The following is a 14,727-nucleotide window of genomic DNA, read 5'->3' on the forward strand; positions in this document are numbered from 1 at the left end:
TGCCCCGGCCCCTCCGGAATCGCGTGCAACGCGGAGAATACCGCTACCGCCTCTGAAGCTGCGGGCCCGGTGGTGGACCGATTCGACGGAGATTCTGGTCTGAAACCACATTTTTGGGTTTCCTGGGGCAGTTTCGGGCAGAATCTCCGTCGAATTCGTTCGGGAGAGAGTTGCTGCTCAGCCAGTGACGAGAAGACACGGGAGTCCCGGAACGCTCGCTCGGGAACCACGGACCGCTCCCTGAGAAGTCGCGGAACCCACGCTCATCCCGCGTCGCGGTCGATCGCCTGTGCCGGTTTGGGAGCAACTGCCCCGCCCCTTGACCCGCCCCTGCCCGCGACGCGGGTCGAGCCCGTCGAGACCCGGTTAGGAACCCACTCGAGGTTCCCGCGACGCGGATCGAGCCCGTCGAGACCAAGCGCTACAGCGCTGCCCTCTTGCTCGGCAACGCCACCAGCGTCTGCTTGGGGTCTACCTCGATCGGTGGCCTAAGCCAGTACTGCGTTCCGGTGCGGCTGATCGTCCAGTGCTGGTTGTGCAGCAGCAGATGGTGGGGATGGCAGAGGAGTACCCCGTCGGCAAGGTCCGTACATCCGTTGTTTTTGAGCCACTCGTTGATGTGATGCGCTTCTGCCCACGCTGGCGGTTTCTCACAGTCGATCCAGAGGCATCCGCCGTCGCGTACTGCCATTGCGGCGCGCTGTTTCTCGGTGAAGAGTCGTTCGTCGCGGCCGACGTTGATGATCTGGCCGTTGTCGTCGACTTTGATGCCGCGGGTGCCGGTGTCGCAGAGCAGCCGGTCGATGGTTTCCTGCGAGATGGGGACCGGGTTGCCCTCGAGCTGCCCATGAGCGGCCCCTTCGGCGGGTTCGACGGGTTCGACGGGTTCGACGGGTTCGACGGGTTCGACGGGTTCGACGGGCCCAGATTCGCCCGTTTCAGTCTGGACGGTCGTCGGCGCCGGCCCGGTCTGGCCCGGCTGCCCGGTCTCACCGGTCTGACCGGCCTGGCCACCTTTCAGCGCCTTCTCGGTCACGATCACGCGCACCGAGGGTCGGCGTCCGCCGAAGACCCGGCCCGGGTCGGCCTCGCCGGCGATTTTGAGCAGCTGCACGAGGGAGTCCGCGGCGATCTGTTCGGTCGTGCGGAGGTCGTCTTGCATCTTCTTTGCCCAGGCTGCCCGCTCTGCGTCCACGAATCGCACCCCGCCGCGGCGCGGGCCCGTGATCGAGTCGAAGGTGGAGAGCACGAACTCGCCGTCTTCGGGCGCGAACAGCCCGCTGAGTCGTACGGTGCCGTTGCCCAGCCGGTAGACCCGCAGGTAGCGGTCGTCGTGGGCCTGCTTCTCGCGGGCGGCAATGCCGGCCTCATCGAGCCGGTCGCGCATCCGTCTCGCCTGCTTGAACACCTGATCGGCATTCAGCGACGACACCTCCGCCAGGAGCGCTTCCAGCGCCACCGCGAGCTTCTCGGCGGTGACCGAGGCATCGATTTGGCCGAGCCCCGCGCGGATCGACTCGGCCGCGTCAACCGAGAGCGTGCCGGCGGTGACGGCCCGGGCGATCGGCGCCTGCCACGGCACCTTCGCCTCGACCTCGGCGACCTCGGCGGCATCCGCGTCGGGCGTCGAGAGCGCCGCCTCGACGAGCCTGTCGGCCGCCTCGGCATCGGCCATCATGGTGCCGACTGCGACCAGCTTGTAGGCGTCGCCCTTGGACGAGCCGGTCGAGTTCTGAATCAGGGCCTCCGGCGAGAGGTACCCCTGCTGCGCCGCCAAACCCGAGTGCCCGAGCTCCGGTCGGGAACGTTCGGCGATGGTCGCCGCCATCCAGGCAGCATAGGTATCGACGAGACGGCGGATCGAAGCGATTCGCTTCTGACCGGCCAACACCTCGGCATCAGGAAGGGCCGAGAAGTCAGCGCATGACGAGCCCAGCAGGGCCACGGCATCGGCCGCCTGCCTGAGGTCTTCCGCGAGGTCGGTCATGTTACGAGGATACCTCATTACGAACACATAGTCGAGTGTTTCTCAGATAATTGAGGATTTTTGAGGATTGAGTTTCGAAGTCCTGTCTGTCAATCTTGGGAGCATCGCTTCGGGTCTCGCCCAGCTCGACCACCGGGTCGAAAGCCCTCTGAGGCTGGGCGGCCGCACCGTTGCCCCCGGGAACAGGCGGGCCTACCATGTGTCGCAGCCCCACTTCGGGGACCGAGCGTCGTTGCCGTGCCTCGGCGGGTTGCCGCACACAGGTCTCGGGCATTGCTCCGGATGTCCGCGTCCTGCACATCACAGGACGGGACTGACCATGAGCAAGTATCTATTTGGAGCGAACTACGTGGGCGAGGGCATCAGGGGCCTCATGCGCGAAGGCGGCACCGGCCGTCGGGAGGCGCTGGTCGCAGCCCTCAAATCGGTGGGTGGGTCGGTCGAGAGTTTCTACTACGCCTTCGGGGAGACCGGCGTTCTGGGGGTCATCGAGGTTCCGGAGCCGTTCGACGCCGCCAAGAAAACGCCGGCGTATCGGGCTCCCGGCCAGTAGGTCTGCAGCGGTGTTCTTCCGCTCTAGCGGCGCATCCATGGGCACTCGGATGCGGTGACGCCCCGAGCCGGATGGCTACCGGCTGACACCTACTCCACCCAGTTGCCCGGAACGACGACGACCAGTCTGCAGCGCGGACATCGGTGACAGGACTCGAGCCCCTGAGCGGTGTCTACACCGTCGGGGGTCATTTCGGCCCCGCACGCCGGACACACCGGGCCGTCACCGTCGAAAGCGAACTCTTCCATTACTCCAGTCTGCGGCATCCGTGCGGGCCGGTGCCGCGGCAACCGTCTCGCGCGCAACGGGCGCAGCGGCGCAGTTCCGGCGCGACGCCGATTGGCGGCGACGCGGACGGGGAATCGGCACGCGACGCGGAAAGGGAAGCAGTGCGGGGAACGAACGGGCACTGTGCGATGCTGGCCGAATCGACGATTGGGGGCTCTCAGTGGTGCGTGACCACGGCTCCGAAGACGCGTACTCGCTGGTCCAGCGCGATCCGGCCTACCTCGCGGCGGTTCGGGTCGCTTACTCGGCAGAGACGAACGTGCTCAACGCCCTGTGGTAGGCGACTCACCCCGCCGAGGCGGCACCGGATGGCTCACCGTCCCCGGCAAACCAGCTGCGCGACCTCCAGAAGCGCGTCTTCTCGGCGAACGGCGACTCCGTCGGCGATCCGAAGGCCACCGCCGCACTGCGGGAGCTGCAGGCCACGATGGCCGCCGACCGTGCCGCGATCGCCGCCGCGATCCGTGCGGCCGAATTCGAGGTCAACACCCAGCCGCCCCGCTCCCCCGGTGAGTCGACGGCACCGAGGAAGACTGGTCCCCGGACGATGCACGGGGGGACGTCCGAGGGTTCGCTTCAACCGTTTTTCGAGGAGGTACTCGACGAGACTGCGCTGCCCGCCGGGGGACGCGACGGCAACGCCCTCCTGGTTCTCAGCATCCTTGTCGCACTGGGTGTCGGTTTCGTCGTCGGCACTCAAACGAATGCCTCGCTCGTCACCGCATCGCCTTCTGCGGATCCCGTGAACGCGGAGGACACCTGCGGCCAAGTGAGTGACGTTGTGACGCTGATGCACAATGCGTACGGCTCGCTGCTCGCAGAGCCCTCAACCCAGCAGGAGTTCGAGGGAGCCGCACGGCTCGTTGCGCGACTGAGCGCCCGCGTGGACACCGTGCCCGGCTCTGCGGTGGCGGACCAGGTGGAGGCCCTGAAGGGCCTGCTGCCGTCGTCGGCCAGCGAGCAAATCGATCCGCTGTCGACAGAGTGGGGGCAGGCTCTGGCCCGTGTCAGCGCGGCCTGCAGCGCTGCCGGGTTCGACATCAGCGCGGCCTGCAGCGCTGCCGGGTTCGACATCAGCGTGGACGCCTGGATTGGCGGCTGACGGCACCGGCCCGGTCGGGAGCGCGATTTCTCGGATGCATGGACCTTCGGTTCGATGACCTGGATTTTCCGTCTTGGCCGCCCGCTCCGCGCGATCAAGCGGTGCGCTCTACGCCCGCCAGAATCGCGGTGCCGAGCTCGGCCGGCCTGGTGAACTGGAGCCAGTGCCTGGTGGCAGGTCCACGTACTCGACGTCGTGCAGGCAGGTCAGCTCCGCCACGAACGAATACCCGGCGGCGATCCACTCGGTGAGCAGCGCGGACGGGATCTCGCAGGAGCGGTGCGGAGGCATGGGCTGCCGCGGGTCATCCGGTGCGCCCGCAGCACCAACCTCGGAGATTTTCGCGACACGCCGCTCATGGCCCCCGAACCGGCGTTTCCCGAAAATCTCCGCGATTACGTGACGACGGATGCCTGTCAGCGAGCCCTCGTTCCACGAGCGCTCGCACGGCGAATCCTTCCTCCACCTCGTCGCGACACGGTCCCGCTACCCGGGCTTGTGGATCCTCGACGAGCCGGAGTCGGCCCTCTCCTCCACCGGTTCTCTCGCCCTGATCCGCCACCAGCAGGACATCCTGGACGCGGGCGGATCCCAGGTCATCCTCTTGACGCACTCCCCGATCCTGGCGTCGCTCCCGGGCGCCGCCATCTACGAGGTCGGGCCCTGGGGTTACCGCCCGTGCGCCTGGGAAGACCTTGACCTGGTGCGCGACTGGCGCTCCTTCCTGGAGGCCCCGGAGCGCTACCTGCGGCACCTGTTCTGACCCGGGGCAACCGATGACCACCGGCCGCGACCGGCACCCGATCTCACCAACGGCCGGGCCTCAGTTCTGCAGGAACGTGGTGACGTACGCCACCGTGTCGGCCGGGCTGACCCCCAGCTCCCGCAGCCGTTCGACATAGGTCTTTGCCGCGCCGAGCGCCTGCTGTTCGACCGAGTCCGGTGCGGCCTTGACGAAGGAACCGGCCCTGCCGCGGGTCTCGATGAACCCCCCCGCCTCGAGTTCCTTGTAGGCACGCGCTACGGTGTTTGGCGCGAGCACCAGGTCAGCGGCGAGCCTGCGCACCGTGGGCAGGCGTGTTCCCGCGACCATGGCCCCGCTCCGGATGTGCGCAATGACCTGCACGCGCAGCTGGTCGAACGGCGGAGTCGCCGAGCGCGGGTCGATGCGGAGAATCACTGCGGGCCGACCGGGCGCGAACCGGCATCCGCGTGGAGGGTTCGCCGAAAGTGACGCCGTGACGAGGTGAGAACGGATGCCGCGGCACCCGCTCCCAGCACGACCAGCCCGAACAGGTTGAACGCCTCCACGGAGGCTACGCCGCCACCGATTCCCGGTCGCACCGCCATCGCGATCTCCTGAACGCCGAAGAAGACACCAAAAGCACCGAGGAGGAACGCGGCGGCGACCAGATCCAGGATCGCGGCCGAGCGCATCGCATCGTCCCAGGCCAGCTCCTGCTCCGACGCCATGGTCTGGGGACGCGCGACGACGATGCGACCGCCGATTTCGAAGGCCGCGAGCACCGCCACAGCCAGCCCGGCCACGACGACCGCCACGCTGAAGGACTGCGGGAAGACGGAGAGCTGCAGCTTCCAAAAAACAGGCAGCAGTACCAGCACACCGACGACCGCCAGGTTGAGGAATACGGTGCCACGAACGCCGACGCGTTCCCACCGCGGAACGTAATCGGCCAAGCGGGTGCGCCGCCCATGGGCAACCCGCTCACCCTCACCGGTCCTCGCCACCTCGCCGGCCACGGCTGCGATCGCGCCACCCAGCACCCCGACGATCACGAAACCGCCAAGCAGGAACACGGTGGCCGAACCACTGCGGTCCGCCCCGATGAAGTACACGAGGAAAATCGAGACGATCACGCCGAGGAATCCGCCGCCGGAGAAGCCCCGCACTCTCCGCACCTGGGCCGCCAAGACCATCGGATGCGAGGCGTGCGGCAGGCCGAGCCCGGCGACCGTTGACGCGTGGGCGACGAGCCGACGCTGCACGGCGGGAACATGGGTCAAGACCCACAGCAGCACGCACGACCCCACGAGCAGACCGGCTACCGTCCACGTGGACACGGCGACGTGGAAGATCATGTTGGACCAGACGTCACCGAGCATCAGATCCCCTTTTTGTGTTCTTAGTTTTGTATCACCTTATCAATACAAGCATAAATACACAACAGGGATCCCGGCGTGCTGCCGTTCTATCGCCGCGCCATATGAGCTCGGAGCTCGACCTCCGGAGCTGGGGTGATTCGCCGTTGACGTCCACGGTCACCTCGCGGATCGTGCCGGTGAACCAGTACGGTCTCGGGTATGCCGGCGTCACCGGGGAATCCGGGTCGGCGATCCCTTGCCCGCCTTCAGGTCGGGCGGTCCGGTCGGCAGGATGTCAGGGCAGGAGACGGTATAGAGTTCGCCCACCACGGAATTGTGCACGAAATACGTCGCCGTCCTCGACATCGAACGAGTAACCCGCGGCCGGGCACGCGCCCCCGGCTCGGCTCGGCTCGGCTCGGTTCAGCGGGCCAGCATATCCGGCAGCAGCGGCGAGAAGATCACGACGAAAGCCAGCACATTCAGGGCCACCGTGCCCCAGAACGCCTGCCGAAAACCGGCCTTCTTGGTTTTGTGCCGCAGCACCTGCTGCGCCACGATCGCGCCCGGCCAGCCGCCGGCGAATCCGAGCAGCAGCAGGGTGTTCTCCGGCACCCGCCAGCGCGCAGCGACCGCTGCGGTCTTGTCCATGGCGTAGGCGACGAAGCAGGCGAGGCTGACGGCCAGGTAGAACGCGGCCACCCAGATCGAGACCGGTCGGTAGGCGTCGACGACGAGGTAGATCGACGTGAAGGCGACGATGGCGAGGTAGGCGACGGCTCCCGAACCGGTGCGGGCGGGCATCCGTCGCCGCGTGCCGGTCTGCCTCGTGCGTGGGGACTGCCGCCTGGGCTTGGTCTGTCTCATCTGTGTCTTCTCGCGGCAGCAGCTCAGTCGAGGAAGTCGCGAACGACGGTGTCGAGGGCCGCGACCGTCAACGCGATCGAGCCGATGTCGATGCGCTCGTCGTTGCCGTGGAACAGCTGCCGGAAGGTGCCGTAGTCCCAGTGCCGGCCGAGCAGCGCGAAACCGTAGGCAGGGACGCCGCGGCGGCGGTAGAACCGCGCATCGGAGCCGCCGACGCTGAGCACCGGGAGCAGGTCGGCGTCGGGGTAGGCCCGGCGCACGGCCTTGCCGAGCGAGTGGAACAGCGGCGTGTCGACCGCGGACCGGGTGGCCGCGGCGAATTCGTCGCCCTCGATCGTGACCTCGTCGGCCAGGTCGCCGAGCGCCTCCCGCAGGTAGGCGTCGACGTCGGCGGCTGACAGGTCGGGCAGCACCCGGATATCGAGGGTGATCGTGGCGAGCGCGGGGATGACGTTGTCCTTCACCCCGGCCCGCACGATGTTGGGCGAGATGGTGGTGTGGGTGGATGCGTGCGCGAACCCGGCCAGGCTGCCGAGCTCGTTCAGGGCGCCGTCGATCCGGTGCGGGTCGAGCAGGCGCGCGGCAAGGTCGGGTTCCAGGTCGAGGGCCTGCACATATCGGCGCCAGTCGGCGGTGATCTGCACCGGGGCGCGGTAGCGGGCCAGGCGCCCCACGGCATCCGCCGCGATCACCGCGGCGTTGCGCGCGCCCCACGGGGCCGACCCATGGCCGGGGGTGCCGCGCACGGAAAGGCGCCGCCCGGCGATACCTTTTTCGCCGACGGCCGTCGAGATCAGCGGCCGCGGCCCGACCATGGCCCCGCCGGACTCGGTGAGCACGGCGTCCGCGTCGATCAGATCGAGCCGGTGCTCGGTGAGCCATTCCACGCCGAAGTGGCTGCCGTCTTCCTCGTCGGCAACCGCGGCGAAGATGAGGTCGCCGCGCGGCCGGAACGGTCCGGTCGCAATGGCCCGGGTGACGACCGCGTAACTGGCGGTCAGGTAGAGCATGTCGAGGGCGCCGCGTCCCCAGATCTCGCCGTCGATGATCTCGGCGCCGAAGGGGTCGCGGCTCCAGCCGCCGTCGTCGACCGGCACCACGTCGAGGTGGCCGACCAGGGCGAGCGTGGGCGCCGTGGGATCGGTGCCCCGGATTCGAGCGATCAGGGAGGCGCGGCCCGGATGCGGTTCGACCACCTCGAGGTCGAGTCCCGACCCGGCGAAGAACCCCTCGAGCGTACGCACGCTGCGAATCTCGCCGCCCGAATCGGGAGTGCCGTCGTTGACGCAGGCGTTGCGGATGAGGTCGCGCAGCAGGTCCACCGTCTGGCGGGTCAGGGCTTCATGGTCGCTCATGCGCACGCTGGACGGAGATGGTGCGCGACAGTCGATTCCATGGTGGCGGCCAGTCCTTTTGTAAAGTGCCTGAACTCTACCGGGTGAGATCGGCCGCGGCGCACGCCTGGGCGGCGGCCGCCCGGGAAACCGCGTAGCGGATGTGAACCCGGAGCGGTGAGCCGACGGGAATTTTCGGATGCTGGAACTCGGCGGTCGCGGTCATCCCGAGTCGTTCCATCACGGCCCGCGACGGTTCGTTGATGACCGCCGTGATCGCCTGCACCTGTTCGAGATCGAGCCGCCCAAAAGCGACATCGAGGGCCGCCCGGGCGGCTTCGGTGGCGTAGCCCTGGCCCCAGAAGGAGCGGGCCAGCCGCCAGCCGACCTCGAGCCCGCCGGGTCCGGGGATGAACGCGGGCACGGGAGCGAGCCCGGTGAAGCCGATGAAGTCGCCCGTCGACTGTTTCTCGAGCGCCCAGAGTCCGTAGCCGTGCGTCTCGAAGAGCCGGTCGGCCCGGCCGGCGAGCTCGTCGCTCTGGGTCCGGGTCAGCCGAGACGGGAAGTACCGCATCACCTCCGGGTCCTCCCCCATCGCGGCGAACGGCGCCAGGTCTGACTCACGCCAACGGCGCAGCAGGAGGCGGGCGGTGCGGGTCTCGAGCGGCATCCGTCCAGACTAGTGACCCGGACCCCTGCGGGTGGTCAGGGAATCCAGTTGAACTGGTCCGGGTCGGGGCCGGTGCGCTCGTCGCGGTTCAACGCTGTGATCGCAGCCAGGTCGTCGGCAGTCAATTCGAAGTCGAAGAGCGCGAAGTTCTCCTCGACCCGGCTGCGGGTGACGGACTTCGGGAACACGATGTCGCCACGCTGCAGGTGCCAGCGCAGGGTGACCTGAGCGGCAGAGCGGCCCAGGCGGCCGGCGATGGCCGTGATCACGGGGTCGCCGAGCACCCTGCCCTGTGCGATGGGCGACCACGCTTCGGTCACGATGCCGTGCTGCGTGTTGAACGCGCGCACGTTGTCCTGGGTCAGGTACGGGTGCACCTCGATCTGGTTGACGGCCGGCACTGTGCCGGTCTCGTCGAGGAGACGCCGCAGGTGCTGCGGCTGGAAGTTGGAGACGCCGATGGTCTTCACCCGCCCGGAGGCGTGCATCTCCTCCAACGCCTTCCAGGTCTCGACGAAGTCTCCGACGGCCGGCAGCGGCCAGTGGATCAGGAAGAGGTCGAGGTAGTCGAAGCCGAGGGTCTCGAGCGTCTGCTCGAAGGCGGCCAGGGCATCAGTTCGGGAGTGGAAGCCGTTGTTGAGCTTGCTCGTGACGAAGACGTCAGTCCGATCCAGGCCGGATTCGCGCACGGCCTCGCCGACGCCCTGCTCGTTGCCGTACATCTCGGCGGTGTCGATGTGGCGGTAGCCCACCTCGAGGGCGGCGAGCGTCGACCGCCTGGTGTCGGCCGGCTCAATCTGGTACACGCCGAACCCGAGCTGCGGGATCGTCTCTCCGTTGTTGAGGGTGATGCGGGGAATGGATGTCGTCGGTGCTGCGGTCATGTCGTAGAGCTCCTTTTGTCGACGAGGCGCACGGAGAAGACTGCGCGCCCCACCCTGACCTAAACGGCGCACGGTGAAGCGAATTCCCGTTCAGGGCCGATCGACAGGCTCGAGACCCGGCGGGCGCCGGCGAGGTGCTGGACGACCTCGACCTGACCATCAGGGGTGTCGTCGATGATCTGCAGCCCGCGGCAGATGCCCAGCCAGCCAGCCGCCGTGACAGTGGGCAACAGTGATACTCCTGCCTGGGCGGTGGACGGGCCTGTGTCGCCGTCCTATGCTCGACCTGGGAACGCCCGAGTGTCGATGGTGGTGTGAGGATGGGGTCCATGCGGTCACGGTGGTTGATTCCGGTCGCGGTTGCGGCGGTTCTGAGCTTTGCGATGTCCAGCGCGTCGGCGCCCACGGCGGCTTGGGCGCAAAACCCGGTCGACTTCGGCGCCAGCCACATCGTCGACACGGTCGACGCCGTCACCGCCCGCGCCGACGAGGTCACGGCCGCGTTCGACGAGCTCTATTCCGAGACCGGAGCCGACCTCTTCGTGGCCTATGTCGACAGTTTCACAGGGGTCGAGGACCGCGAGCAGTGGGCCGACCAGACGGCTGACAACAACGGCCTCGGCACCAACGACGTGCTGCTGGCCGTAGCGACGGATGACCGCCAGTACCAACTTTCCGTGGCCCCCGACTCCGCCCTGACGGATGCCCAGCTCCAGGAGATCGAGACCGTCGCCATCGAGCCGGCTCTGCGCCAGAACGACTGGGCCGGCGCCGCGATCGCCGCAGCCGAGGGTTTCTCCGCGGCTCTGCGGGGCGAGCCGGTCTCGGCCGGCGAGATCACCCCCGGGGACGAAAGCCCCGGCGGCGGTGCCGGCGGGTTTCTCATCGTCGTGTTCGTGATCATCGCCGTGCTGGTGCTTCTGGTCGCCGGAGCGGTCATCCTGCTCGCCCGACGCGGGCGGGGGCGTGCCCTGCCAGCCGGAGCCGGAGCGCCGACCGGGCTACAGTCCCTGCCGACGCCCGAGCTCAAGCGGCGCGCCTCGAGTACCCTCGTGCAGACCGACGACGCGATCCGTTCCAGTGAGCAGGAGCTCGGCTTCGCGATCGCCCAGTACGGCACGGAGGTCACCACCGCCTTCCGGGCCGCGCTCGAAACGGCGCAGAAGCAGCTCAGCCAGGCGTTCACCCTGCAGCAGAAGCTCGACGACGCCGAACCCGACTCCGAAGAGCAGGCGCGCGCCTGGCACGCCGCGATCATCGACCTCTGCAGCCAGGCCAACCTCACCCTCGATGCGCAGGCCGACGACTTCGACGAACTGCGCCAGCTGGAGAAGAACGCGCCTGAGGTCGCCGCTGCCGTGTCCCAGGGCGCCGAGGCCGTGCGGGCCCGGCTCGCCGGCAGCGAGGAGAGCCTGGCGGCCCTGGCCGCCCGGTACACCGACGTGGCGCTCGGCACGGTTGCCGACAACCCGGCCGAGGCCCGCGAGCGTCTCGCCTTCACGGAGACCGCTCTGGCCCGGGCCACCACCCGGCTGGGTGCCGGCGATACGGCGGCCGCGGCCGTGGACATCCGTGCGGCCGAGGTATCGGTCGACCAGGCGCGGTTGCTCCTGGACGCCGTGGACCGCCTGGGCACCGACCTCGCCGGCGCGACCCGGCAGATGGCGGCCACGGTCGCCGAGCTGCAGACCGATCTGGTGACCGCGCGCGGCCTGCCCACGTCGACCGAGGCCGCCGCCGCGTTGCCGGGAGTGATCAGCCAGACCGAACAGACCCTCGCCGAGGTGCGCGCTCGCTCCGCGGCCGGCCGGATCAACCCGCTCGAGGTGATGGCGATGCTCGACGCCGCCAACACCGCGATGGATGCCGCGCTGCAGGGCGTGCGGGACGCCGAGGCGCACGTCCAGCGCGCCCGGGCCACCCTCAACCAGAACCTGCTCGCCGCGCGCGGGCAGGTGTCGGCCGCGGAAGACTTCATCAGCACCCGGCGCGGGGCGGTGGGCGCGGAGGCGCGCACCCGGGTCGCCGAGGCCGGCAGGGTTCTCGTGGAGGCCGAATCGCTGGCCGCCACCGACCCGGGTGCCGCTCTCGCCGCCTCGCAACGGGCCAACTCCCTGGCCGCGGCCTCCATCGCCGGCGCCCGGAACGACGTGGACGGGTTCGCCGGCCAGGTTCCGGGCGGCCACGGTCCCGGCTACCGAGCCGGCGGTAGCGGCGGGAACGGGGTCATGGGGGCCGTGCTCGGCGGCATCCTGATCAACACAATCCTCTCCGGCGGCGGGGGTGGCATGTTCAGTGGCGGCGGCGGCGGCCGGCGCGGCGGCGGCTTCGGCATGCCCGGCGGCTTCGGCGGTGCCGGTTCCCGCTCACGCCGGGGCGGGGGCGGGCGGTTCTAGAAACCGGCGCCGTCGCAGCCGTCGCAGCCGTCGCAGCCGTTTCAGCCGTTTCAGCCGTCGCAGCCGTCGCAGCCGTCGCAGCCTGCACGGCGGTCCACACGTCTTGACCAGCACAAACCGACACACTGGAGGTCAGCCGATGCTCCGGAACTCGAAAGGACACCGCACAATGACGAAACAGTCCATCTTTGGCCGTATCTCCCAGTTGGCGAAAGCGAACATCAACGCGCTTCTGGACTCCGCCGAGGACCCGCAGAAGATGCTCGACCAGATGGTTCGCGACTACACCAACAGCATCGCCGACGCGGAGAGCGCGATCGCCGAGACGATCGGCAATCTGCGCCTGCTCGAGGACGACTACCGGGAAGACGTCGAGGCCGCGACCGAGTGGGGTGGCAAGGCCCTGGCCGCGAGCCGCAAGGCCGACCAGCTGCGCACCGCCGGAAACGCGGCCGACGCCGACCGTTTCGACAACCTCGCCAAGGTCGCCCTCGGCCGTCAGATGCAGTCGGAGAAAGAGGCGAAGCTGGCCGAGCCTCAGATTGCCTCGCAGACGGCCGTCGTGGCCCAGCTCAAGGACGGCCTCAACAAGATGAAGGAGAAGCTAGACCAGCTCTCCGCCAAGCGCAGCGAACTGATCGCCCGGTCGAAGACCGCCGAGGCGCAGACCAAGGTGATGGATGCCGTCAAGAGCATCGACCTGATGGACCCCACCAGCGAGGTCAGCCGCTTCGAGGACAAGATCCGCCGCGAGGAGGCCCGCGTTCGGGGCGCCAGCGAGCTGGCCGCGTCGAGCCTGGACGCCCAGTTCGAGAGCCTCGAGGACCTCGGCGAGCTCACCGAGGTCGACGCCCGCCTCGCCGCGCTCAAATCCGGCGGCGCCGGCTCCATCACGCAGTAGCCCTGAGCCTCCAGCGCAACCGGGCGCCGACGGGAACATCCCGTCGGCGCCCGGCGTTGTCCCTAGCATGACAACTCTCGGAATCATCGGCGCCGGCAACATCGGCAGTCAGCTCGCACGACTCGGCGTGGCCAACGGATACGACGTGGTCGTGAGCAATTCGCGTGGCCCCGAAACCCTCACTGATCTGATCGGCGAGCTCGGCCCGCACTCCCGCGCCGCGACCCCCGCCGAGGCCGCCGCGGCCGGCGACCTCGTGGTCGTGACCATCCCGCTGAACCAGATCCACACCCTGCCCACGACGGAGCTGGCCGGCAAGCTCGTGATCGATACGAACAACTACTACCCGCAGCGCGACGGCGACATCGCCGCACTCGACGACGAGAGCACCACCACGGCCGAGCTGCTCCGCGATCGCCTGCCGGAGTCCACGATCGTGAAGGCGTTCAACCACATCTATGCCGCCGATCTCACCGAGCACGGTCAGCCGGCCGGGTCCGTCAACCGGCGCGCCCTGGTCATCGCCAGCGACGACGCCTCCGCCGCCGCTACCGTGACCGCACTGCTGGACCGCTTCGGCTACGACACCGTCAACGTCGGCGCGCTCAGCGAGGGCTGGCGCATCCAGCGGGACACCCCCGGCTACGGCCCGCGCTTGAACGCGGCCGAGTTGCGGGACGCGACGGACGCCGCTGCGCGCTACCGCGACCAATAGGCGCTGCGCGTAGATCGGCCCGATCCAGCACGAAAATCCCGCGCGCGGGGAAGCTCTGGGAGCATACTGAAGTATGGCTCCCTCCTTCGTTGTCGTGCCACAGTGGCAGGGTTCGGTTTCTCCGCGCGCGATGCGCCTGAGTGACGGGGCGGAGGCGATCCGAGGTGATCTTCCCTACTCCGTCACCCGTGAAGTGCCGGTGCCGGTCGAGGCCGGCGATTCTCTCGACACCGGCATCGACCGCTTCTCCACCCTGATGATGGTGCGCGAACGCCTCACGGCTGCACTGCACGGCGGCGCTGGCCCGGTGGTCACGATCGGCGGCGACAACGGGGTGTCCCTGGCGGCCGTCGAGCATGCGTCGCGGCAGCATCCTGATGACCTGGCCGTGGTCTGGCTCGACGCCCACCCCGACCTGCACACCCCCGACACCTCACCGTCCGGAGGTTTCACGGGGATGGTGCTGCGCGCCATCACCGGCGAGGGTGCCGACGGCCTGACCCTCGACCCGGGTGAGCGCGTTCCTCTGGAACGCGTCGTGATCGGCGGCGCGCGCGCCATCGACCCGGCCGAGGACGCCCTGATCCAGGACCGCGGAATAGTGAGTCTTCCGGTCGAGGACCTCGACCCTCCCGACGCGCTCGTCGCGGCCCTGCGCGCCACGGGCGTGGGCACCTTCTACCTACACCTCGACCTGGACGTGCTCGACCCGTCGGCGCTGGCCGGCCTGGCCGACCTCTACCCGTTCGGGCTGAGCGTCGACACCCTGAACCGGCTGATCACCGCCCTGCGCGCCGAATTCGAACTGGCCGGCGCCACCATCGCCGGCTTCGCCCCGGCCTCGCCGGAGGCCGCCACCGACGACCTGCCGAGCATCCTGCGCATCATCGGCGCGCTGACCCGACCTGCTCAGCCATAGCATGGGAC

15 protein-coding genes are annotated in these 14,727 nt (G+C 68.9%); 7 read left to right on the plus strand and 8 right to left on the minus strand.

The genetic code is table 11. From position 1 onward, the window contains the following. Nucleotides 1-421: 421 nt before the first annotated feature. Nucleotides 422-1,987, minus strand: a complete 1,566-nt coding sequence (locus E3T34_RS13135; protein ID WP_166785902.1) for a DUF222 domain-containing protein — start codon at nucleotides 1,985-1,987, stop codon at nucleotides 422-424. A gap of 319 nt (nucleotides 1,988-2,306) precedes the next feature. Between E3T34_RS13135 and E3T34_RS13140 the strand changes: the two genes are divergently transcribed. The 3 genes from E3T34_RS13140 (at nucleotide 2,307) to E3T34_RS13150 (ending at nucleotide 4,693) form a co-directional block, all read left to right on the plus strand. Further along, nucleotides 2,307-2,540 carry a GYD domain-containing protein gene (locus E3T34_RS13140; protein WP_134343241.1) on the plus strand — a complete coding sequence of 78 codons (234 nt, stop codon included), beginning with the start codon at nucleotides 2,307-2,309 and terminating at the stop codon, nucleotides 2,538-2,540. A 715-nt stretch (nucleotides 2,541-3,255) separates the two neighbouring features. Next, nucleotides 3,256-3,930, plus strand: a complete 675-nt coding sequence (locus tag E3T34_RS13145; RefSeq protein ID WP_134343242.1) for a hypothetical protein — start codon at nucleotides 3,256-3,258, stop codon at nucleotides 3,928-3,930. A gap of 409 nt (nucleotides 3,931-4,339) precedes the next feature. Further along, on the plus strand, nucleotides 4,340-4,693 hold the full coding sequence (locus E3T34_RS13150) for a hypothetical protein (RefSeq protein ID WP_134343243.1): 354 nt from the start codon (nucleotides 4,340-4,342) through the stop codon (nucleotides 4,691-4,693). Between the two features lie 60 nt (nucleotides 4,694-4,753). On the opposite strand, the gene E3T34_RS13155 is transcribed toward E3T34_RS13150, so the two are convergent. The 7 genes from E3T34_RS13155 to E3T34_RS15915 form a co-directional block, all read right to left on the minus strand. After that, nucleotides 4,754-5,110, minus strand: a complete 357-nt coding sequence (locus tag E3T34_RS13155) for a GntR family transcriptional regulator (protein WP_347232367.1) — start codon at nucleotides 5,108-5,110, stop codon at nucleotides 4,754-4,756. Further along, nucleotides 5,107-6,054 carry a hypothetical protein gene (locus tag E3T34_RS13160; protein ID WP_134343244.1) on the minus strand — a complete coding sequence of 316 codons (948 nt, stop codon included), beginning with the start codon at nucleotides 6,052-6,054 and terminating at the stop codon, nucleotides 5,107-5,109. Before E3T34_RS13160 ends, E3T34_RS13155 begins: the two co-directional genes overlap by 4 nt. Nucleotides 6,055-6,456: 402 nt before the next feature. Further along, nucleotides 6,457-6,900, minus strand: coding sequence for a DUF1294 domain-containing protein (locus E3T34_RS13165; RefSeq protein ID WP_104099680.1), 444 nt, complete (start codon nucleotides 6,898-6,900; stop codon nucleotides 6,457-6,459). A 23-nt stretch (nucleotides 6,901-6,923) separates the two neighbouring features. After that, entirely contained in the window at nucleotides 6,924-8,255 is a 1,332-nt protein-coding gene (locus E3T34_RS13170) for a M20/M25/M40 family metallo-hydrolase (RefSeq protein WP_134343245.1), read from the minus strand. Nucleotides 8,256-8,331: 76 nt separating this feature from the next. Continuing rightward, the gene (locus E3T34_RS13175; RefSeq protein WP_104099679.1) at nucleotides 8,332-8,904 is read right to left on the minus strand and encodes a GNAT family N-acetyltransferase; all 573 of its coding nucleotides are present in this window, start codon (nucleotides 8,902-8,904) and stop codon (nucleotides 8,332-8,334) included. A gap of 35 nt (nucleotides 8,905-8,939) precedes the next feature. Further along, complete coding sequence (locus E3T34_RS13180; RefSeq protein ID WP_134343246.1) at nucleotides 8,940-9,788, minus strand: aldo/keto reductase; 849 nt, start codon at nucleotides 9,786-9,788, stop codon at nucleotides 8,940-8,942. A gap of 59 nt (nucleotides 9,789-9,847) precedes the next feature. Further along, the gene (locus E3T34_RS15915) at nucleotides 9,848-10,018 is read right to left on the minus strand and encodes a hypothetical protein (RefSeq protein ID WP_166784753.1); all 171 of its coding nucleotides are present in this window, start codon (nucleotides 10,016-10,018) and stop codon (nucleotides 9,848-9,850) included. A 99-nt stretch (nucleotides 10,019-10,117) separates the two neighbouring features. Here E3T34_RS15915 and E3T34_RS13185 point away from each other — a divergent pair, with 99 nt between their 5' ends. From E3T34_RS13185 to E3T34_RS13205, 4 genes are all read left to right on the plus strand, one after another. Beyond that, the gene (locus E3T34_RS13185) at nucleotides 10,118-12,184 is read left to right on the plus strand and encodes a TPM domain-containing protein (RefSeq protein WP_134343247.1); all 2,067 of its coding nucleotides are present in this window, start codon (nucleotides 10,118-10,120) and stop codon (nucleotides 12,182-12,184) included. A gap of 169 nt (nucleotides 12,185-12,353) precedes the next feature. Next, nucleotides 12,354-13,085: a PspA/IM30 family protein gene (locus tag E3T34_RS13195; RefSeq protein ID WP_134343249.1), complete on the plus strand. Its 732-nt coding sequence runs from the start codon at nucleotides 12,354-12,356 to the stop codon at nucleotides 13,083-13,085. 67 nt (nucleotides 13,086-13,152) lie between these two features. Beyond that, a complete protein-coding gene (locus E3T34_RS13200; protein WP_134343250.1) occupies nucleotides 13,153-13,800 on the plus strand; it encodes an NADPH-dependent F420 reductase in 648 nt (215 codons plus the stop codon). A 73-nt stretch (nucleotides 13,801-13,873) separates the two neighbouring features. Next, complete coding sequence (locus tag E3T34_RS13205; protein ID WP_104099674.1) at nucleotides 13,874-14,719, plus strand: arginase family protein; 846 nt, start codon at nucleotides 13,874-13,876, stop codon at nucleotides 14,717-14,719. Nucleotides 14,720-14,727: the final 8 nt, after the last annotated feature.

This window comes from Cryobacterium sp. TMT1-62, from assembly GCF_004403145.1.
Taxonomy (GTDB): domain Bacteria; phylum Actinomycetota; class Actinomycetes; order Actinomycetales; family Microbacteriaceae; genus Cryobacterium; species Cryobacterium sandaracinum.